We start from the raw sequence: 20,526 nt of genomic DNA, 5'->3' as shown, positions 1-20,526 counted from the left end.
TGTACTATTTTGATGCAAAAAAATGTTCTCCCAGTTAAATTGTCGCATTTAAAATTATTGCGGCTCCTTTTTCAGCAATCATCGTGGTCGGGGCATTGGTATTACCACTAATTAAGGTAGGCATAATGGAGGCATCGATCACTCTTAAATTTTCCATTCCATATACCTTTAATTGTTTGGGATCGACTACGGCCATTGAATCAATACCCATTTTACAGGTACCTATGGGATGATAAATGGTTTCTGATTTTTGCTTAATGTATTCGCGAATTTGCGCTTGTGTTTTCACGGTCTCTCCAGGCTCAAATTCTTTTAGACAGTAAGGCTTAAAGGCTTGTTGGGATAGAATTTCCCTACTTTTTTGAAAGGCAGTTACCATTGCATCCAAATCTTCTTTTTCCGATAAATAATTAGGATCGATTAAGGGCATCTCCAGAGGGTTAGCACTGCGCAATTTAATCCTGCCTTTGCTTTTAGGATGTAAAAAACAGGCCATCAATAAATAGCCATAATGATGGAACAAATCCCTTAATTGGCGTGCGCTATTAGTATACATAGATGCTGCGAAATGCCATTGTATATCGGGAGCAATTAGTGTGGGGTTCGTTTTGGCAAAACCTACAGCTTGTGTGTAATTGCTGGTTAATTCACCCTGGTGTTTAAATAAATAAAGCGCTAATGATTTAAGGTGTCGCCACAGAGCACTAGGACGGAAGCTAAATGAAGTATGTGTTTTATCCAAGCAGGTTATATGAATATCTAAATGATCTTGTAGGTTTTCTCCTACTCCGGGTAAATCATGCACCAAAGTAATACCATGTTTCTCTATCTCTGATTTAGGCCCTATACCGGATAGTAATAAAAGATGAGGCGAACCGATGCTTCCTGCAGATAAAATCACTTCTTTATTGGCCCAAATGTCTAGCGTGTTTCCTCGTCTGACTATACGTACTCCTTTAGCGCATTTATTTTCACAAAGAATTTTAACCGCGTGGGCCTGCGTTATAATGGTTAAATTACTTCTTTCTTTAATGGGATCTAAATAACCTCGAGCGTTGTTCCAACGCTGTCCATTTTTTTGCGCTACCTCAAAATACCCTACGCCTTCGTGCAGCTCTTTATTATAATTCTCTAAACGCGAATAACCAGCTTGTTCTCCTGCTTGAACAAAAACACGCATCAAGGGATTTAAATACCTGGGCTTATCGACATGAATTTTTCCTTCGCGTTCAAATTTTTCAAAGTAGGGAAGTACTTCCTGATAAGACCAGCCTTCATTACCTAATTGCGCCCAGTGATCATAATCATGAGCATGTCCTCTTACGTAGCACATGGCGTTAATAGAGGAGCTGCCTCCAAGCGTTCGCCCTCGAGGCCAATACATAATTCTGTTATTGCAATGAACTTGGGGTGTGGTCCATAAATGCCAGTTTAGCTTTTTACTGCGTATGGCCATGATAATTCCCATGGGCATGCGAATGAAGGGATTAGTGTCTGCTGGGCCTGCTTCGAGTAGGCATACTTTAATATTAGGGTTTTCCGATAGTCTATTGGCTAAAACACAGCCTGCGGAACCTCCGCCTACGATAACGTAATCAAAGCTTTTTGGGGGCATGGACATAATCTTTATGAATTTATATTTATTATGGTATAAAAAATTAAACTGTGTAACCCATAGGAAAACCAGGATGACGTACCCTGAGCTTTAAGTAAGGACTCTTATGGGCAACCCGGCTTGTCATTTTTATGAAACAAAATAACTTGAACCTGAGTTTAAGATGTTAATGGCGCGTGCGGCGAGCATTACGATAATGGCTAAAGAAATTATTGCTTGGAGCATGCACATGCACTTTGCCCAACGGGTTAACACTGGCGTATCCGTTGGTGAAAAGGCGGTGGTAGTATTAAAGGCTAGGAATAAGTAATCCACAAAATGAGGCTTCCAGTCTTTTATCGCTTTGGGTACGCCTGCTGTTTCAGTTAAGGCGAGTTGGGTTTGAGGAAATAGAAAAGCAGTTGAGCCTGCACTTTCTTTGAGCTCTCTTTGTACAGGGCCACCAGCATCTAAACTCCAATACCAGAGCGCAAAAACCAAAATATTGACTGCCCATAAAATTATGGATGAGATAAGCAAGTGGTTTGGGCCAATTTGTCCTTGAAAGGTAGCTATGAGTAATCGACTGACAGAAATTATGGTATACAGCGTAATAAGGATATTAATTGCTAGAGCAAGAATACGATTGATGTGAGAATCGCCGCGCCACTGACCAATGATTAAGGGGATCAATAGCACCGTTACCAAGCCAATAAGTAAACCTCTTGGTCCCCAATAAAATACTTTGGGTAGGGCTTCATAGAGTAAAGCAACCACAATAAGCGCAAGCCAGGTAGGCCAACGCGTATTGAGACGACTCATACGATTTCGTTTCGCTGTGTGATGAGATCCTTTCATCCTAACTCCATTATGCTTTGATTATGCCGGTGTGTCTTTATCTTGGAGAATTAGCCTTTTTTCACAAATTCTGATTTTAATTTCATAGCGCCAATGCCATCAATTTTACAATCAATGTCATGATCACCGTCAACCAGTCTAATGTTTTTTACTTTAGTACCTACTTTTACTACTAGAGACGAACCTTTGACCTTTAAGTCTTTAATAACGGTGACGGTATCTCCATCATTTAATACTTGGCCATTAGCATCTTTAATGATTCGTTCCTCATTCTGGCCTTCATCCGCATCATGTTCATGTTGGCTCCATTCGTAAGTGCATTCAGGGCAAATTAATAGGGGGCCATCTTCATATGTATATTCGGAGTTGCATTTGGGGCATGGAGGTAATGTATGCATAGTGTTTGTAAGCCAGTAGTAAAAAAATCAAGTATAACATAAACAATGGATATGGGGATGTAGGCTGAAGCCCAGCAACGTGCAATGCTGGGCTTCACTCCGTTCAGCGCTAGCTTGCGATCATTAATACATTTCATCCCAAAGGAGTAATTGTTTGCCGCCAGCCATTTTTCGCTCAAACTGTGTCACATCCAGCGCTTGGGCAGGTGTTTTATTTAAATGATAGCGTTGGCAGGCTAGATGAAAGCGTTTCTTTAGTAAGCTTGCAAAGATGCCTTCACCAGACATTCGTTTGCCAAACGTCGAATCATAATCCTTACCGCCGCGCATTTGCTGGATTAAACTCATAATATGCGATGCCCTTTGAGGAAAGTGCTCATCGAGCCATTCTCTAAATAAATCCTTGACCTCATGTGGCAATCTGAGTAGAACGTAATTGGCATGCTTAGCGCCGGCTTGGCTGACTGCCTCTAAAATTTTTTCAAGTTCAATATCATTGATCATCGGGATAACCGGAGCCACCAGTACTCGTACAGGAATACCGTGTTCAGTAAGTCGTTTAATAGCTCTTAACCTGGCTGTTGGCATGGAGGTGCGTGGCTCCATGGTTCTTTTCAACTCTTTAGAAAGCGTGGTTACACTGAGGGCTACGCTTACTAAGTTATCTTTAGCCAGGGCTGTAAGCAAATCTAAGTCTCGCTCAATCAGGGAGTTTTTAGTGATAATGCTTACCGGATGTTTATACTCCTTAAACACTTCAAGAAGGCTGCGCGTTATTTTTAACGAAGCCTCTGCGGGTTGATAGGGATCAGTATTCGCGCCTAAGACAATCGTTTTACAGCGATAACTGGCTTTTTCAAATGTTTTGCTTAGAAGTTGTGCAGCATTTTCTTTATAAAAAATCTTGGTTTCAAAATCGATACCGGGTGATAAATTAACATAAGCATGACTAGGACGTGCGTAACAGTAAATGCAACCATGCTCACAACCACGATAAGGGTTGATGGATTGCTCAAATGGCAAATCAGGAGAATCATTATGAGAAATAATGGATTTAGCTGTTTCTGATAATAGAACGGTTTCTATTTCCGGCAAGGTTTCTTCTTCTAAATTCCAGCCATCAGCAAAATGTTCATAGCGTGTTGTTTCAAATCGGCCTTCGGGGTTGCTTAAGGCACCTCTATTTTTGGTTGTAAATTTATCTTCTAAGGGCATTTACAAGGTAATAAACAGCAGGAGCAAGATTGTTTTTTACCATACTGTCCATAAAAAAACAAATCCTATCTTGTTATTGCAATTTTATAAAATATTCATTGCTTTTTTATAAAAGCTTGGTATTCTGCCTGCTCCAAAATTCCCAAGTTATGGAACTGGGATTTAATGGAATGATCAACAACTTATTGTTGAAACAGCAACCAATATTTTATGGAAAAATGGAAATTATGAAAAAATTAGCATTATTGTCTTCTGCCTGTTTTGGCTTTTCTCTCTTAACTGGTTGTGCTTCTATAGTTAGTGGCAATCAGCAAAAAATTAAGGTATTAACTCCCCCAGCTCAAAATGCACGCTGTGCCTTAGAAAATAATAAAGGTAAATGGTATGTAGATCACACGCCAAATAGTATTGTGGTTCATCGCAGCAACAAGGATTTATTCCTTACTTGCGAAAAACCAGGCTATGGAAAATCATCGACTAAGGTACAATCCAAGCTTAAAGGGTTAATCTTTGGTAATATTATATTTGGTGGAATTATTGGTGGCGTAATTGATATAGCAAGTGGTTCGGCTTTTGATTATCCCAATGAAATTAAAGTGCCAATGAGCCCATCTGCTCAAAAGAGAAAAAAATAAGATTGAAAAGCGGTTCTGGCTGTTGCCAATTAGTCAGAACTTTTTTATGAAGGTCCACCCCTCATACTATGAGGAATGCTAAAAAATGATTGAAATAGTTCCCATAACTGAAAAACACATCGATGGATTTTGGGCGGCGGTTGATAGCGTTGCGCGCGAACTTAAGTATCTGGCTTTCTTAGAGGGGCCGCCTATAAATACTACGCGAGATTTTGTATTGCAGAATATTGAGGGTAATTGGCCTCATTTTGTAGCTTTATGTGATGACCACGTAGTTGGATGGTGTGATATTAGCGCGCTTGACCGCCCGGTTTTTGCTCATATAGGTTCTTTAGGCATGGGTGTATTAGCATCTTATCGGGGGCAAGGAATTGGCAAGAAATTAATACATGCTGCTATTCAACAGGCAGAGCAAAAGGGTTTAACACGCATCGAGCTTACTGTACGTGAGCAAAATAAGCGAGCAATTGCCTTATATGAACAATTTGGATTTGAAAAGGAAGGCATCCATAAAAATGCTGTTCGCATCAATGGAACCTATGAAAACCATATCTTTATGGCACTTTTATTAGGGGATGCAAAAAAGTAACGCATTGAAATGGGTTAATTATTCGCATATTCTATCTGCCAGATCACGTAAGGCTTCAGGCACTGTTTTACCAAAACCACTAATTCCTGTTTGAATGTCATGCCCAATTAGAGCGCACCAAGCTTCTCCATCTTTTGCCAAAGAGACTTGATATGTAATATTACTTATACCAAGCTTATAATCATTCAGATTTTTAACTGAATCAGAAGGGGGATCTTCTAATGGTCGCTTGGATTCAACTTCAATCATCTGTTATCTCCGCTGCTGCCTATCAAGGTAGTACTTTGTATCTACGCTTTTTAAGTAATCGGGAATACGCGTATTATAACGTACCTAGAAATATCTATGAGGAACTTATTAGTGCATCCTCGGTTGGGCACTATTTTAACATAAATATAAAAGATCATTACAGATACAAGCGAATCACTTAGCGCTCTAAATGAAAATTTAGCGATTAATGTTCTTTTGTCTTTAAATTTATCAGGAAGAAAAAATTTTGACATGCCGTCTTCCTGCACTACACTTTACGTATAGTACGTATTCTCGAGCATCGAGTAAAACACTACTGGAAAACATGTAGCTTATGTAGGTCTACGATAATCTAAGTCCATAAGAGGCTGATAATTGTATGGACTAAATCTTAGTATATTGTAAGATCAGGAAAATACACTCTTTTTGTTCAGAGAAATTTGATAGACGTATCGGGATGTTGATTTGAACTGCAATGACAAATCAAATATATAAGAGAATGACTATCAATAAATGAGTCGAAATGGTTGCCATATCAGGTTATGCATTACAAAAGAAAATGCGTAATAATCATAATATCGATACTTACTATGCCATTAGAAGTAAAGATAGGTGCCGTGTTTTATTAAAAACACCAAATAATCATCATATAACCGCAGAAAATCTCGCTGTTTTACAGCACGAGTTTAACTTGTTACAACAAATTAATGCGCCCACCATTATTAAAGCCTATGACTTTTTACAAGATATTCCCGTACCAATATTAGTTTTAGAGAATGTAGAAGGAATGCTTTTACATGATTATCTTAAGGATAATCGCTTAGAAATTGGTGATTTCTGTAAATTGGCTTTGCAGTTAGTGGATATAATTGGGGAATTGCATCAATTAAAAATTATTCATAAAGAAATTAACCCATCAAATATTATCATTGATCCCGATAAGTTAACCTTAAAGCTCATTGATTTAAGTGTCTGTACGCAACTTTCAGAAGAAACTTTTGATTATATGACCTTCAATCTTGAAGAAGATTTGGCTTATATTTCACCAGAGCAAACAGGTCGCATCAATCGTCCTATTGATTACCGCACGGATTTTTATTCTTTAGGAATAACTCTGTACCAGATGTTAACGAATCAATTACCATTTCAAAGCAAAGATCCTTTGGAGTTAGTGCATTGTCACATTGCTAAGAAAGCACCACCAGTATTTGAAAAAAGATCAGACGTTCCGGAGATGCTCAATGCGATTATTGACAAGCTTATGAATAAAATGCCCGAGTCAAGGTATTCAAGTATCATTGGCTTAAAATCTGATCTTCAGGCCTGCCAAGAGCAATGGGAACGTAAACGCTGTATTAAACCATTCACTCTAGGTTTAAACGATACCCGTGATTATTTAAGCATTTCGCGTAATTTATATGGTCGTAATGCACAAGTAGAGCAATTATTACAAGCCTTTAATCGTGTAAGCAAAGGCAATAAAGAAATAGTGTTAATTGCTGGATATTCTGGAATTGGGAAAACGTCTTTGGTTAATGAAGTACATAAAGCGATGGTGCAACATCGTGTTTATTATATCCAAGGGAAATTTGATCAGATACAACGAAATATTCCATACAGCGGCATTGTCTCGGCATTTCAAAGATTGGTGGAACAAGTCCTTTCGGAAAGTGAGGATAATTTAAATAATCTTAGAACCAAGCTACTAGATTCTTTAGGCAAAGTAGGACAGGTTATTATCGATGTAATTCCAGAAATAGAATTAATTATAGGAGCACAACCAGCTGTTCCAAAATTGAATCCTAACGATACGCAAATACGATTTAATCTGGCATTCCAAAATTTGATTCGTGTCTTTGCGCAACAAAATCATCCATTAATTATCTTCCTTGATGATTTGCAATGGGCAGATAATTCATCGCTTAATTTTATCGAAAACCTATTGCAAGATCAGGAGACCAATTATTTATTGCTGTTAGGTGCTTATCGGGATAATGAAATTGATGAGGGTCATCCCTTACAACAAACATTGAATAATATTAGTAATAACAATGTGGCACTCACGCAAATTACGCTGCAGCCTTTAGAATTAAAAAATATTCAGCAATTATTACATGATACTTTATTAAGTCCTTTAAAAAAAATCCACGAATTAGCACGATGCGTTTTCGAGAAAACTCAGGGAAATCCCTTTTTTATTAATGAATTCATTAAAGTTCTTTATCAGAACAAGTTATTAAGATTTTCCTATGAACTAGGTTGCTGGGAGTGGGATTTATCGCAAATTTTGCAGCAGAACGCTACGGATAATGTGGTGGAGTTGCTGACAACAAAAATTCATTGGCTGCCTCAAGCCACTCAAGAGATTTTAATGTTAGCGGCGTGTTTAGGCCATAAATTTGATTTTGACACTTTGGTTACCATTAGTGAAAAAACAATTGGGCAAACCGCAGAGGGCTTATACCAGGCAATTAAAGCCAATTTAATTTATCCAATAGAAGAGGCTTATCTAACTCAAAACCTGGTAGGTTTAGAGAGCATTATCAATCGTGAGCAATTAAGTACTTTAAATTATCGATTTGTTCATGATCGTATTCAGCAAGCAAGCTCGGAATTAGTAGAACAAGATAGGCTGCCTTATATCCATCTAAAAATAGGTAGATTGTTACTTAAAGAAAAAGCGCTTACAGAAAAAGATGAGCGGTTGTTCGAGGTGATGAAGCATTTTAATCAAGCCATTTTTTTGATTAAAAACCCTAATGAACGAGTGGAATTAGCCAAGTATAATTTATGGGCTGGCCAGAAAGCTAAATCAGCCTCAGCTTATTATGCTGCGAATGAATATTTCTCCGCGGGTATTTCTTTATTACCAGATAATTGTTGGCAAATGGAAGAAGAATTGGCGTTCCAGCTCTATAAAGAGTTGGCGGCATGCAAATATTTAATTGGCGATTTTGTTAATGCCAATAACTATTTTAATCAACTGCTCAATCAAGAAAAAGAGCCACTTAAGATTTTAGAAATCAATCGACTTAAAATTGAAATGTTAGCCACCATTGGTAAACATCGAGATGCACTTAATTTAGGGTTAAATGCTTTAAAAAGTTTTGGCATCCAGATCCCCAAAAAACCAAAGACCTATCACTTATTAATCGCCATTTATAAAATTAAATTCCAACTAAAAAGAACGCCGCCGGAATTTATTGATTTACCTTTGATGAGTGATTTGAAACAAAAGGCCATCGTTAACTTAATTACGCAATTGCTAAATAGCGCCTTTATTATTGAGCAAAAAATGTTTATTTTGCTGACCTGCATTAATATACGCTTAAGTTTACAGCATGGTTATACCGAAAGCACCTCTATGTGTATTCCAGTCTATGCATTTGTGCTTATGCATTCTTTATACTTACATGAGGAAGCGCTGTCTTTTGTCCGACTTTATAATAAGTTAAAACAAAAATATGGGGTATCAAACTTTGATGGCAGGAATCAATTTGTTTTAGGCGAATTTATTGAGCCCTATCAATTACCTCTTAGTGAATGTAATAAAACAATAAGGAACGCTTTTAACCTAGGCTGCGAAGCGGGGGATTTAGGCTATAGCAATTACAGTAGCATCACTTTAGTACTTCATTCTTTTACCATAGGACAATCACTGGACGAAGTAAAAGGGGCTGTTGAGGCTACCTTGTCATTTATGTCTCGTACCAATATCTCAGATTTTGTTAATGTGACAAAATTTTGGGCTTATTCCGTGCAATGCTTAAAGAATCTGGAGCCAGTCCAGCCTGAGCAATTGGACGCTTTTGAACAACGCATTATTCAAGGAGAGAATAAAACGGAACTGGGCTTTTTTTACTGCTCAATTACGCGCTTACATTTTCTATTAGGCAACATCAACCAAGCCATGCAAATGGGACAACATCATGAGACTTATGCTGAGTATGATAAAGGATTAATAACCCATTTTGATGGCAAGTTTTATTATGCGCTGGCTTTGTGCCAATACCTTCGGCAATTACCCAAAAAACAACATAAACCCATTTTAAAGACAATAAAGCAGCTTAAACAATTGATTGATACCTACGCTACTTGGTGTCCTGATAATTTTAAAATGCATGCCCTATTAATTGATGCGGAATTAGCACATCTTAATAACCAAGATGCCCTTCCTTTGTATGATGAAGCAGTTAATAGGGCCTTGGCGAGCAAGTCCATTTTAATTGCGGCGATTGCCAGTGAGCAGGCGGGTTGTTATTGCATTAGCCAAAAAGTAGGGCGAGTGGCACAACTCTATTTACAAAATGCCTATCAATTATTTAAAAAATGGGGTGCCTTAGCTAAAGCTCAATGGTTAGAAGATAATTATCCAACATACATTACCAGCCAAACAGCATTAGCCAAACCGATGCTGCCTCCGGGGGGAGGCGGGGCCCATCATTTAGACATGCTAGCTATTTTGAAATTTACCCAGTTACTATCCAGTGAGATCCGTTTAGATAAACTATTGCAAAAATTTCTTACCATTGTCTTGGAAAATTCAGGCGCTCAGAACAGTATTATTTTAACCCGGATAAATGGAAAATGGATTATTGAAGCGGAAGGAAACTCAGAAGAACAAAACATTTATTTGAATAATCTCAAAGCATCTGATGCGGGATTAAAATATCCTCTTTCCGTTTTGAACTATGTACAATTGACCAAAAAAGCCATCATTATCAATGATACAAACCAGTCGGATCTCACTTTCAATGATATTTATGTGCAAAAAGAACAGCCTAAATCGATCCTGGCGATGCCACTTTTTTATCAAGGTCAGCTCTGCCATATTTTGTATTTAGAGCATAAAGAAAGTAATAATACGTTTACCGCAAGTCATATAGACAGTTTGCAGCTACTTAGCTCGCAGGCTATGACTTCGTTGGAAAACGCGAAACTTTATTATCAGGTATCGCATGACCCACTCACAGGGCTTGCTAACCGTAATATGTTGTATGAGCTCTTTCAACAAACATCTAGAAAATCAGGTATCACGGGCAAAAGAATTGCTTTATTATTTTTAGACTTAGATTATTTTAAAATGGTTAATGATAATTTAGGGCATGATTATGGAGATAAGTTACTGGTTCATACTGCGAAAATATTAAACTCTATTTTAAAAAAAGGTGATATTGCTGCACGGATAGGGGGAGACGAGTTTGTCGTCATGCTCACTCAATTTACCTCCAAAGAATACTTAAATTCCATCGTTGAATGGGTATTCCATGAACTCTCTAAACCCTTTCATGTTGGTGAGCATATTTTGCAGACGACCACCAGCCTTGGAATCAGTATTTTCCCGGATGACGGGCATGATATACAAACCTTACTTAAGCTTGCAGATACGGCTTTATATCAGGCGAAAGAAAAAGGGCGCAATCGGTTTTATTACTATTCCACTCAATTATTGGAAGACTACCAACGTATACACGGTTTAGATAAGGAATTACAACGCGCTTATGAGAATCAGGAATTCTTTTTGATGTATCAACCTTTTTATGCGGTGGATACTGGAGCAATAATCGGTCTTGAAGCATTAATCAGATGGAAACATCCTGAAAAAGGAGTTTTAGAAGCTAAAGATTTTATTATGACTTTAGAAAAAAGTCCGTTAATTGGTCCTGTAAGTGAATGGGTTTTAAAAACGGCTTGCCAACAAGCGAAACTTTGGCAAGACAAAAATATCTTTTCAGGTTTTATTGCAATTAACTTATCTGCAGCACAATTTCTTAACCAATCAGTTAGCTCTGTTGTTGCAGAGGTTTTAACCGAAACCCAGTTTAATCCTGCATTTTTAGAGCTTGAAATTACAGAAACACTAGTTCTTAACCACAATGAGAACTTATACAGAGAAATTAAAAAGCTACAGCAACTAGGGGTAAACTTAGTTCTCGATGATTTTGGGACAGGTTATTCAGCTCTATCTTATTTGAAACTTTTACCAGTTAACAAAATAAAAATTGATAAGGTATTCATTGATAACTGTGCAGAAAACTCCTTGGATCAAACGATTATCCATGCGATTACTACTATGGCTCATAAATTAAATATGAAGGTGATTGCAGAGGGAGTTGAAAATGAACAGCAACTCAATACGCTTCATACCCAAGGGATTGACGGCTTCCAGGGCTATGTTTATTCCCGACCACTTACCAGTGAATGTTGTGAAACCTATCTGGATTCTAAGAAAAAGAGCTGATTGATACAGGAAATGCTCGTTATGCTATTTAATTTTCCATAAATCAATTAAAATTTAAAATCAGATTGATACGAAATTAATTGGGTAGAGCGCATGAAAAGGGAAGACGTTAATTGGCTTGAAATAATTTTACCTAAAGAGCATTCTCAATCTGTCCTGCCATTAGCACAAAATTATTTGATTTTTAAAGAAAGAAAAATAATTGGCACATTAACAGCTCCTAAGCCGATTAATAAAACAACTGTTTGCTTCCTTTTGCACTGCCGTTATCTTTACCCGTATAAAAGAAAGCAATTTTATAAGCGGTCGCAGTGGCCATTGGAGCAAGAGCATTCTAATGAGCTGAAACAGTATTACCCTAGCGATTATTATTTTAATAAGACTGGTTTTGGGAAATTACAATTTCAAAATGTCCAGTCAAAACAATGGGTGAATTTTTTTATCGATAGTTCCATAGAGTTTATAGGGAATAAAAAATCGATACAGCTTAAAGGGCCTTATCCTGTGAGTGCAGAAATTGATCCCCCCTGGATTTTTGCCCTGGATTTTGCTCCTTGGGATATGTTTTGGCGACAATCAGGGGAAATTTGGATTCATTACGTTTGGCTTCCTTTTTGGCATGGGCTTAATCAACAACAAAAAGAGGATTACCTAAGTAAATGGAATGCACCAGCTACTTGGCGTGAGCATCTTATGTCTTCATTTGAGAATGAAGGGGACGATGAAGAGCATTCTGAAATTATTTCGTTTTTAATGAATAAGCATTTGAAATGACAAGCTCTAGTACGGTGCATTTTTCTTATCAAATAACACCGGTTCTTTAAAGAAAAATGTGGATAATAAAATGATGAGTAACGCAATCAAAATCCAACTCATTAAGTAAAAACAGTCATCTAAAGCCAGAGCAGTTGCCTGGCGGTTAAGATAGGAGCTGAGCTGGGCAAAAGCATGCTTTCCGGGAAGGGGAACCTGCTGGGCTTTTTTGAAAAAATCATTGGTTACGGCTGAGAATTCAGTTAAGCGGCTGCCTAAGCGCTCATAATAAAATACTTGGCGACGATGCCACAACGTCACAAAGAGCGCGATGCCAATGCCACTTCCCCAAAGTCGGATGATATGAAATAAGTTTAGGCATTCATGCAGTTTTTCTTTAGGATAAACCTGTACCGATAAGCGAAATAATGGTGCGAGAAAAAGGCTAAGTCCAAAGCCTGTTAAAATTCGTGAAATGGCAATACGATTAAAATCAATTTGTACGTTAAATTGAATAGTATACAAACTGGATGCAATTAAAAAAATCAGAGCAATTATCAGCGGAAAACGTGGGTCATAGGCTTTATAATGAATCACAACGGGTAACCAGGCCCCTAAAAGGGTGACGCAAATTGAGAGAAGCACCCAAAATGGGCTGTAATTCACATAGAGGTGCAGCCATAAAGAGAGCAAAATAATCATGCCGAAGTAGATGGCAAAGAGTAAACTTACATGCAGCATCGCCAAACAAAAATAACCATTTTTTAGTAATTTTAAATCAATCAGTGGATACCGATGATGAAGACAACGCAAAACAAAAAACAGACTACTGATGCTGCCAATTATCGCCAGAGTGCGAACAAGTGGGGAGCGAAACCAGTCCAGCTCCTGTCCTGCAGCAATTACGGTACCAAAGCAGATTATTAAAATGGCATAGAAAAAATAACCAGGATAATCAAATTGGCTTCTTTTAACCGCCGGGTAGTGTTTTCGATAACGATAACCCACAAAAATAATTAAAAAGAAGCAATAGATGATGTGGGAAAGAAACAGCAGTCTCCATTGATGATAAAAGGCAATCCATCCTCCCCAACTGGCGGCAAGAACAGGACCTAAAGAAAAGCAAAGTAAGAGCAATGAGGTGATAAATGCTTTATCACGATTGGGGGCAAGATCAGGGATAAGGGTATAAGTAATTAAGAGGTATAATGGGCCTGAAGCAATCCCCTCTAGAAAGCGAAATAAAATAAAAGAAAGGTAATTCGTCGCAAAGGCGCATTGCCAGGAAAAAAAGATCATTAATGTTAAACATAGAATATAGAGTTGAATGGGGTTTAAGCGAGTGCTATGTGGCTTGCCAAATGGCACACCTAACATATTACCAATACAAAAGAAACTAATGGCGTAAGAGCTAATGTAGGTACTGCCGCCAAGATTATCAACAATGAATAATCCTGCCATAAGGGGCAAAGTAAGGTTAAAAACTACAGCCGCCAGAGAAAAGATAAGTAAATAAAGGATCATTTCTTTACTCTTTTCTCATGGGCTAACTCATTATAGGCAAATACATTTTGTGCGTATTTTTGCAGGTTCGGGTCAATATTGGCGGCAATAATACGGGTAAGTAATTTATCGACTCCAGCCTCTTCTTGCTGAAAGATATCTGTTGAATACCGTGGTGATTCAGTGGTAGCCGTGTTATTAAATCCACCATTTTGGTTGGAGAGATCCGTAGTGACTTCTAAGGATAGCCCTACACGTAAGGGGTATTTTTTCAGCTCATCAGGATTAAGAGATACGCGAACCGGCAGACGTTGCACGATTTTAATCCAGTTTCCTGAAAGGTTTTCGGGGGGAAGTAAGGCAAATGCATTGCCGGCAGCACCAGGCAAACCGGCAATTTTTCCATGAAAAACCACAGAATTGCCATAGAGATCCGAGGTAATTCGTACCGGTTGTCCCAAGCGAATATTGCTCAATTGAGTTTCTTTATAATTCGCATTAACCCATATTTGGTCAAGCGGGATAACCGACATGAGCCCATCACTGGGGGAGAGCCACATGCCTACCTGCACGCTACGTTGAGCGACAATACCTTCTACGGGCGCATAAATCTTACAACGATAAAGTTGCACCCAAGCATCGCGAACCTCCTGAATAGCGTTCTGTACTAACGGATGCTCGGTGATGGAGGTACCTTGGATAAAGGCAAGCGTTTTATGGTAATTGTTTTGCGTGCTTTCCAATGATGCAGCACTGGCGCGTAAGTCATCGGCTGCATTTTGATAATCCTCTAAAGAAACTCCCTTCATCTGAATTACATCATAGCGATGTTTATAGTTCTGTTTTGCTTTCAGATACTCTGCTTTTTTTACTTTAATGTCTGCGGCGAAAACAAAAACATTATGAAAGGCCTGACAGACATCACGTACAGTTTGTGCTAATTTTTGTTTTGCTTTTTCCAGGGCGATAATGGAATCGGTTTCATTTAAGGTAACTAAAAGTTGTCCTTTTTTTACGTAATAAGTGTCATCAGTATAAATACCGGTTACAAAGCCAGGACGTAAGGGTTTAATGGTTACCAAGTTGCCTTGAACATAAGCATCACTGGTGAATTCTTCAAAACGCCAAATAAAAAGCCAATATAAAAAGAAGCATAAAAAAATGATGCAAAGTGCAATAATAAGGGCTATATGCTGTTGTTTAGCTTTTTTCTTCATGTTGCTGTACCAGTGGCACCTGGGGTTGGTAATATCCACCACCTAAGGCTTTTGTTATTTTAATTGAAGCGAGGTATTGGTTATACAACAGGGTGCTATTAACCAGTTGTTTCTGAACCACTTCTTCATGCAAATAATACACATCAAATTGACTGTCTAAACCTTTTTGCTGGCGTAAACGAACCAGACGATATCGTTGTTGTGCTTGATGAATGATTTCTACTTGCTCTGCTTTGTGCTGGTAAACCGTTTGAGCAAAAACCAGTGTATCGAGAAGCTCCTGAGTGCTTCGTAAGAGCAAATTATTATAAGCATAAATTGCCGCCTCAAATTGGGCTTGTGCGGCTTTAATATTGCCGCGAATCGCACCTGCAGTAAAAATAGGCAGATGAATTGCGGAGGTAAGGCCGCCAGTACCATTGGCCAGTTCAAAAAACTTAGTCCACGTTACACTTTGTAACCCGATGAAGGCTTTTAGATTTACGTTGGGGTAATAAGCAGACATTGCAGCCCCTGTTTTATAAGCCCAGGCTTTTGCTCGCCAAATTTGTGCCATTAAATCAGGTCTGCGTGCAAGTAAATCAATGGAAATACTGCGCGGAATTTCTAAAGTTTTAGGGAGTTGAGGCAATGTTCGCTCATTCGATAAGGGGTGGGCGGGGTTTCGCCCTGCCAGTACATTAAGCAAATGGGTATTGTTACTTAACTCTTCATTGATACTTGCCAGCCATTTCTTTGCTTCCAGTAAATTTTCTGTGGCAGCAAGTACTGGCAGCTCCGAGGATAGTCCTTTATGCACCATGTGCTTTTGCAAAGTAACAAGGTCTTGCCGTATACGGACTAGTTCTTCATATAAGTGTTTTCTTTGTAAATTGGTTTTATAGGCGAAATAGGCTTGACTCAGTGCAGTTGTAATAATGAGTTTTACTTCTTCAGTCTCAGCCTCTTGAGCCTTTGCTTTGCCGAGGGCCTCGTTTAGCAGATTACGGTTTTGCCCCCAAAAATCAAATTCATAGAGAAATGAGAGCGACAAATCCAGGAAGGTCGTATTAAGCGGAAGCTTAGGATTCAAGGCTCGATATAATCCATGCTTGCTTAAATGCTGTTGGGTATCAGTTGCATCAAAAAATACAAGTGGGAATAAAGTAGAATGCACCACATTGGCTTCTTGTTGTGCTACGGTAATTCGGCTTTGTACTTCCTGAATGGATGGATTACTCGACAAAGCCTCCTCAATTAGTTGATTCAATTCAGCTGAGCCATAATTTAACCACCATTGCTGTTGGGGCCAATTGCCCATTGCAAAAGTATTTTTATGCTTTAATCGCCGTTTAACCTCCGGTTCGATTTTGGGTAGGGAGCTGAGATGTTCAAGTTGGCGTTTTTGTGGCAATGATACAGTGCAGCCCAAGAGAATCACTCCCAGAGCCAGGTAAAAAAACGTCCTTATCATAACCCCCATGCACGCGTCCTTCGTACAACTCTGGGGCATGTGACCCAGAAGTCTTTTAATATACGAGTTACAGTGTAAACGGATATATTGTATGGAACAAGTAAGTCAATTGTTTACACGCGTGCGAATCGATTATAAAGATCAAAATGTTATTTTTTTTGACGATTTTTCTGTATAATGTACAAGCAAATATACTTGAATTTAATTAGGAACATCATTGTGCAAGAAAAAAAATTTATTCCATTAATGGATGAAAAGAGTTCTTTTGTTGAGGCAGAGAGTACCGAGGATCAAAGAAAACAAGTTTATTTTCAGCATGTTGAAGATCTTATAACTAAACTAAATCAGGCTAATGACGAAGCAAAAGGAGCCTTACTAAAACAACTCAAAGAGGCGGATCAGGTATACCTTAACGCTCAGAGCCTGGAAATTACGGGGCACATCTTATTTAGCCGTCACGGGAAAAGTGCAATATGGGCACAAAAACGCTTGGGTCTTAGTCCTAATGCGCCTATTTCAGCATCAGCAGAATCCAATATGCGTGAATCAAATCAAGTTACAGGCAATTTATTATTTTATCCTGAACATCCTAAACCCTTCATTGCAATTTCCCCAATGAACCGCGCGATGCAAACAGCGGGGTTACTAATTCCCGCTCATATTAGTGATGCAGAACTATCTATTGAACCTGCATTAACAGAAAATAGTAGTCATCCCTCTGGGACGGATGTTCGTTCAAAAGCAGATATGAAGAAAGTATACGCAACTATTTCTTTTTGGCGATCGCCATTCAAAGTGATTCTTTGGTTTTTTTCTATGCTTTTTTGCAGCCAAAAAGATTTTGATAGTTTATATGAAAAAAGATTGCAGGCGTTAAACAATATAAAAAAACATGGTTTTGTTGAACCTCAGATAATCGATGGCCGCATTGATGTAAAACAAGATTTAGATTATGCCGGTGATAAAGTCGAGGAAATTAAAAAGCTTATTGAGAAAGCTGAGGGGCGTGACTGTTGGTTTTTTGGGCATGGGAAAAATTTTCAAACTTTTTTTGCTGATCTTTTTGGGATGAGTTCAATTTTTGCTTACGCGGAAACCCGTAGTGTTTATAAAACAAAAAATGAGCAAAACGAAGTATCTTTGTTTACACCTCCTTATGTCTTGCACGTGAACCAGGAGACAGGTGCAATTGAAGGAAAATTCACCGCAACGACTGGCTTATCTGCTCCACTAAAACAAATAGAAGCAAGTCTAGATTCATCTAGAGCCATAAGTTTGCTTGGAGGACCAATGGTTCAAAATGAACTTCAGGCAGGCTTAAGTAGTAAGGGGCAGGAAAAGTCGTCTTCGGTTTGTGAAATTGTAGAAGAACATCGAGAAGAACTAGGCGTGGAAGGTGTCGTTGCCGGCATAGGTCAAATAAGTAACATTTAGCTACGTTCATTACGCGTCCATCTGCGAGATATCATTTTCAGAGGGGCGCGCACAAATATGAAAACGCTTTATCCTACAGTGCAGAACCCTAAATCCATAAGGATAGGGGAGCCAAACGGATTTTTTAGGTATTAAAAGGAATCTTTTAGAGCTTTGCCATAAGCGGAAGTATTATTTACCTGATTTAATGCTTTTCAAAACTACAGATATTACCTCTAGCCTTTGCAACCAAACGTTAAAAAAACCTTTTTATTTAGTTAGTTAGAGAATTAATCGTTCAATGAGCTAAAGAGTATTTAAGTTCTTTTTAGCGCTTTTTTTAATCCTTGAATCTTACATTTATTAAGCATATAGTAGTTTCGACGCTATTTATTGGGAGAGATGTATGCCAGGAAAATCACCGCACAATACTACATCGGACTCATTGAGTGATCAGGAGGATTTTGACAATTTTGATGACTTTGAGGAGTATGTTGATCATGATGATGAGCTAGAGCTTCATGTGGATATTTATGAGGAGCCTTATGAGCCCAATGAATATGAAGATTCTCAAAAAAAACGACGGGAGTTAATAAGTATTTTAGTTCAAGGAGATGAAACAGCTCTAAATGATTGGTTAATAAAATCCAATCGCTCATGGGAAGAAGAGGATATTATTAGTGATGTTTTATTTCTTGCCGTACAATTAAGTTCATTTCCGTTTCTTTCTCTATTATTTGCCAAGTCATTCCGTGAATTAAATATCTCCCAGGTCGATGACTCACCTATTCTTACTAAAGAATTAGGCTTGTTAACGTACCATTATAATGCACGCAACTTTACCACGCCTTTCAATGAGTTTATGCAAAAAGCGCTCATATCATTATCCCATGGTATTCCTACTAGTCAAGACACTGGGCTGCCTGAGCTTTGTAGCAAACGGGGTATCGAATTGGTATTCAATACTTTGTTTTCTTGGGTAGGGGCGACTGCATCGGAAGGAAAACGATTTTATAACTTAATAGATAAAGCATTAGAGGAGGATTCAACAAGTCGTCAATCCTGGAGTAGCTATTTCTGGAGTTCTGCTTCAAGAAAAGAGGAAATTAATAGCTATTTTCTTAATCATGATGTGACTACAGCCCTTGCCCTTACTTTTTTTAATGGAACAGTAAGTTCAACTGCCAGTGAACATTTGTTCTTAAAGATTATTCGAGAGATAAAAAAGGACATTAAAGAAGATCCTTCATTAGAAAAAGAACCAGGATATGCCTTAATTATCCAGTTTAACGAACAGGATCATAAAAATTTGTTTTTTGCGCATTTCCATGATGCCATGATGGCATCTCGAGCAAAAGTGGAAATGAATGAACCTCAAAAGCCTTTAAGTCAGATGCCTATCTAACCTGTAGCCCGTATTAGCGCAGTGTAATACGGGTTTTACCCTGTTATTTGTTAGATAAGATAAGTTGCTCAATCATTCTTTTGGCTACAGAGGCTAAGACCGGATTGGTGTTTTTATAATAAGGGATAATAACCAGTGCGATGGATAAGGCCCATCCTTGCCCTCGTTTCCAAGTATGCTCATCAACATTCATCAGATGTTTACGAAAAACCATCCTTGAATGCTCATTCAGTAAACTCCAGGCGACAATCAAATCACAAGCGGGGTCACCAAGACCAACATCCGCAAAATCGATGACAGCACTCAGTCTGTTGTTATTAATTAAAATATTTCCGGGCAATAAGTCCCCGTGCAACCAAACGGCGGGGTTATCCCATTTTGGAGTATTCGCTAATTGCTCCCACAAAGAAGCTAATGGTTTTGTGTCCATATCATTTTCTAAAGCGTTTAATGCCTTTTGCGTTTCCTCATTCATCTCCTCTAATGGCACACCGCGGCGGGACAGAGGGCCTGATTTTGAAAGCTTAATACCCTGTAAGTCATTTAAGAAATTGGCTAAATCAATAGCAAGCTTCTCGTATTCATTTTCTTTTTCAAAAGCAGGATTATGACCTTCATTCCATTTGGTAATGCTCCAAGGCCAGGGGTAATTACCATCGGGCTCCCCTTTGAATATCGGTTCAGATATAGGAATTTTTAAATGCCGGGCTAACTGTGGAAGCCATAGCCATTCTTTATTAATTCCGTTCGTAACACTACCTGGAGACCATTCAATACGAGGAATGCGAACTACATACTGGCTACCCAAACGAAATAGGGCATTATCAGTACCGCTTGAGGGAATAGGAAGGAGCTCAAGCTTGGCCCACTGAGGACATTGCTTTTTTAGAAGAAATCGAACAAGCTCTAAGTCGATTGCTTGCTCATTTTCATGCATTTTTGTCATGTGTATCGCTGTACCCTATTTACTTTAAGCCTCAGAAGAGGCTTAAAGTTTGCCTTT

At 38.5% G+C, this 20,526-nt stretch carries 16 protein-coding genes; 7 read left to right on the top strand and 9 right to left on the bottom strand.

Annotated elements, in window-relative coordinates:
- Nucleotides 1–34: 34 nt before the first annotated feature.
- The 4 genes from BN3124_RS14235 to BN3124_RS14220 form a co-directional block, all read right to left on the bottom strand.
- On the bottom strand, nucleotides 35–1,615 hold the full coding sequence (locus tag BN3124_RS14235; RefSeq protein WP_149865278.1) for a GMC family oxidoreductase: 1,581 nt from the start codon (nucleotides 1,613–1,615) through the stop codon (nucleotides 35–37).
- Between the two features lie 129 nt (nucleotides 1,616–1,744).
- Nucleotides 1,745–2,452: a hypothetical protein gene (locus tag BN3124_RS14230; RefSeq protein WP_058535434.1), complete on the bottom strand. Its 708-nt coding sequence runs from the start codon at nucleotides 2,450–2,452 to the stop codon at nucleotides 1,745–1,747.
- A 50-nt stretch (nucleotides 2,453–2,502) separates the two neighbouring features.
- Nucleotides 2,503–2,850, bottom strand: a complete 348-nt coding sequence (locus BN3124_RS14225; protein ID WP_058535433.1) for a zinc ribbon domain-containing protein YjdM — start codon at nucleotides 2,848–2,850, stop codon at nucleotides 2,503–2,505.
- A gap of 123 nt (nucleotides 2,851–2,973) precedes the next feature.
- On the bottom strand, nucleotides 2,974–4,065 hold the full coding sequence (locus BN3124_RS14220; RefSeq protein ID WP_058535432.1) for a PA0069 family radical SAM protein: 1,092 nt from the start codon (nucleotides 4,063–4,065) through the stop codon (nucleotides 2,974–2,976).
- Nucleotides 4,066–4,235: 170 nt separating this feature from the next.
- Here BN3124_RS14220 and BN3124_RS14215 point away from each other — a divergent pair, with 170 nt between their 5' ends.
- Entirely contained in the window at nucleotides 4,236–4,700 is a 465-nt protein-coding gene (locus BN3124_RS14215; protein ID WP_230849150.1) for a hypothetical protein, read from the top strand.
- A gap of 85 nt (nucleotides 4,701–4,785) precedes the next feature.
- Complete coding sequence (locus BN3124_RS14210) at nucleotides 4,786–5,289, top strand: GNAT family N-acetyltransferase (protein ID WP_058535431.1); 504 nt, start codon at nucleotides 4,786–4,788, stop codon at nucleotides 5,287–5,289.
- An 18-nt stretch (nucleotides 5,290–5,307) separates the two neighbouring features.
- Here the strand turns inward: BN3124_RS14210 and BN3124_RS14205 are convergent, their stop codons facing one another.
- Nucleotides 5,308–5,538, bottom strand: a complete 231-nt coding sequence (locus BN3124_RS14205; RefSeq protein ID WP_058535430.1) for a hypothetical protein — start codon at nucleotides 5,536–5,538, stop codon at nucleotides 5,308–5,310.
- Here BN3124_RS14205 and BN3124_RS17590 point away from each other — a divergent pair.
- The 3 genes from BN3124_RS17590 (at nucleotide 5,511) to BN3124_RS14195 (ending at nucleotide 12,553) form a co-directional block, all read left to right on the top strand.
- Nucleotides 5,511–5,720, top strand: coding sequence for a KTSC domain-containing protein (locus BN3124_RS17590; protein ID WP_078061571.1), 210 nt, complete (start codon nucleotides 5,511–5,513; stop codon nucleotides 5,718–5,720). The genes BN3124_RS14205 and BN3124_RS17590 overlap by 28 nt on opposite strands.
- Before the next feature lie 341 nt (nucleotides 5,721–6,061).
- On the top strand, nucleotides 6,062–11,779 hold the full coding sequence (locus BN3124_RS14200; protein ID WP_058535429.1) for an EAL domain-containing protein: 5,718 nt from the start codon (nucleotides 6,062–6,064) through the stop codon (nucleotides 11,777–11,779).
- A gap of 93 nt (nucleotides 11,780–11,872) precedes the next feature.
- On the top strand, nucleotides 11,873–12,553 hold the full coding sequence (locus tag BN3124_RS14195; RefSeq protein ID WP_058535428.1) for a hypothetical protein: 681 nt from the start codon (nucleotides 11,873–11,875) through the stop codon (nucleotides 12,551–12,553).
- Nucleotides 12,554–12,559: 6 nt separating this feature from the next.
- Here the strand turns inward: BN3124_RS14195 and BN3124_RS14190 are convergent, their stop codons facing one another.
- The 3 genes from BN3124_RS14190 to BN3124_RS14180 are packed head-to-tail and all read right to left on the bottom strand — an operon-like array spanning nucleotide 12,560 to nucleotide 16,714.
- Nucleotides 12,560–14,056, bottom strand: a complete 1,497-nt coding sequence (locus BN3124_RS14190; protein WP_058535427.1) for an MFS transporter — start codon at nucleotides 14,054–14,056, stop codon at nucleotides 12,560–12,562.
- Nucleotides 14,053–15,252, bottom strand: coding sequence for an HlyD/EmrA/EmrK family protein (locus tag BN3124_RS14185; protein WP_058535426.1), 1,200 nt, complete (start codon nucleotides 15,250–15,252; stop codon nucleotides 14,053–14,055). The genes BN3124_RS14190 and BN3124_RS14185 overlap by 4 nt, the downstream gene beginning before the upstream one ends.
- Nucleotides 15,236–16,714, bottom strand: coding sequence for an efflux transporter outer membrane subunit (locus BN3124_RS14180; RefSeq protein WP_058535425.1), 1,479 nt, complete (start codon nucleotides 16,712–16,714; stop codon nucleotides 15,236–15,238). The genes BN3124_RS14185 and BN3124_RS14180 overlap by 17 nt, the downstream gene beginning before the upstream one ends.
- A 210-nt stretch (nucleotides 16,715–16,924) precedes the next feature.
- Between BN3124_RS14180 and BN3124_RS14175 the strand changes: the two genes are divergently transcribed.
- The gene (locus BN3124_RS14175) at nucleotides 16,925–18,139 is read left to right on the top strand and encodes a histidine phosphatase family protein (RefSeq protein ID WP_058535424.1); all 1,215 of its coding nucleotides are present in this window, start codon (nucleotides 16,925–16,927) and stop codon (nucleotides 18,137–18,139) included.
- A gap of 385 nt (nucleotides 18,140–18,524) precedes the next feature.
- A complete protein-coding gene (locus BN3124_RS14170; protein WP_058535423.1) occupies nucleotides 18,525–19,523 on the top strand; it encodes a hypothetical protein in 999 nt (332 codons plus the stop codon).
- Nucleotides 19,524–19,566: 43 nt separating this feature from the next.
- Here BN3124_RS14170 and BN3124_RS14165 read toward each other — a convergent pair whose 3' ends face one another.
- Nucleotides 19,567–20,469, bottom strand: coding sequence for an aminoglycoside phosphotransferase family protein (locus tag BN3124_RS14165; RefSeq protein ID WP_058535422.1), 903 nt, complete (start codon nucleotides 20,467–20,469; stop codon nucleotides 19,567–19,569).
- Between the last annotated feature and the right edge of the window lie 57 nt (nucleotides 20,470–20,526).

Origin of the sequence: Legionella saoudiensis (assembly GCF_001465875.1) — a bacterium.
Lineage (GTDB): Bacteria > Pseudomonadota > Gammaproteobacteria > Legionellales > Legionellaceae > Legionella > Legionella saoudiensis.
The sequence above is the reverse complement of the archived record's forward strand: the minus strand, read 5'-3'. Positions and strand labels throughout refer to the sequence as shown.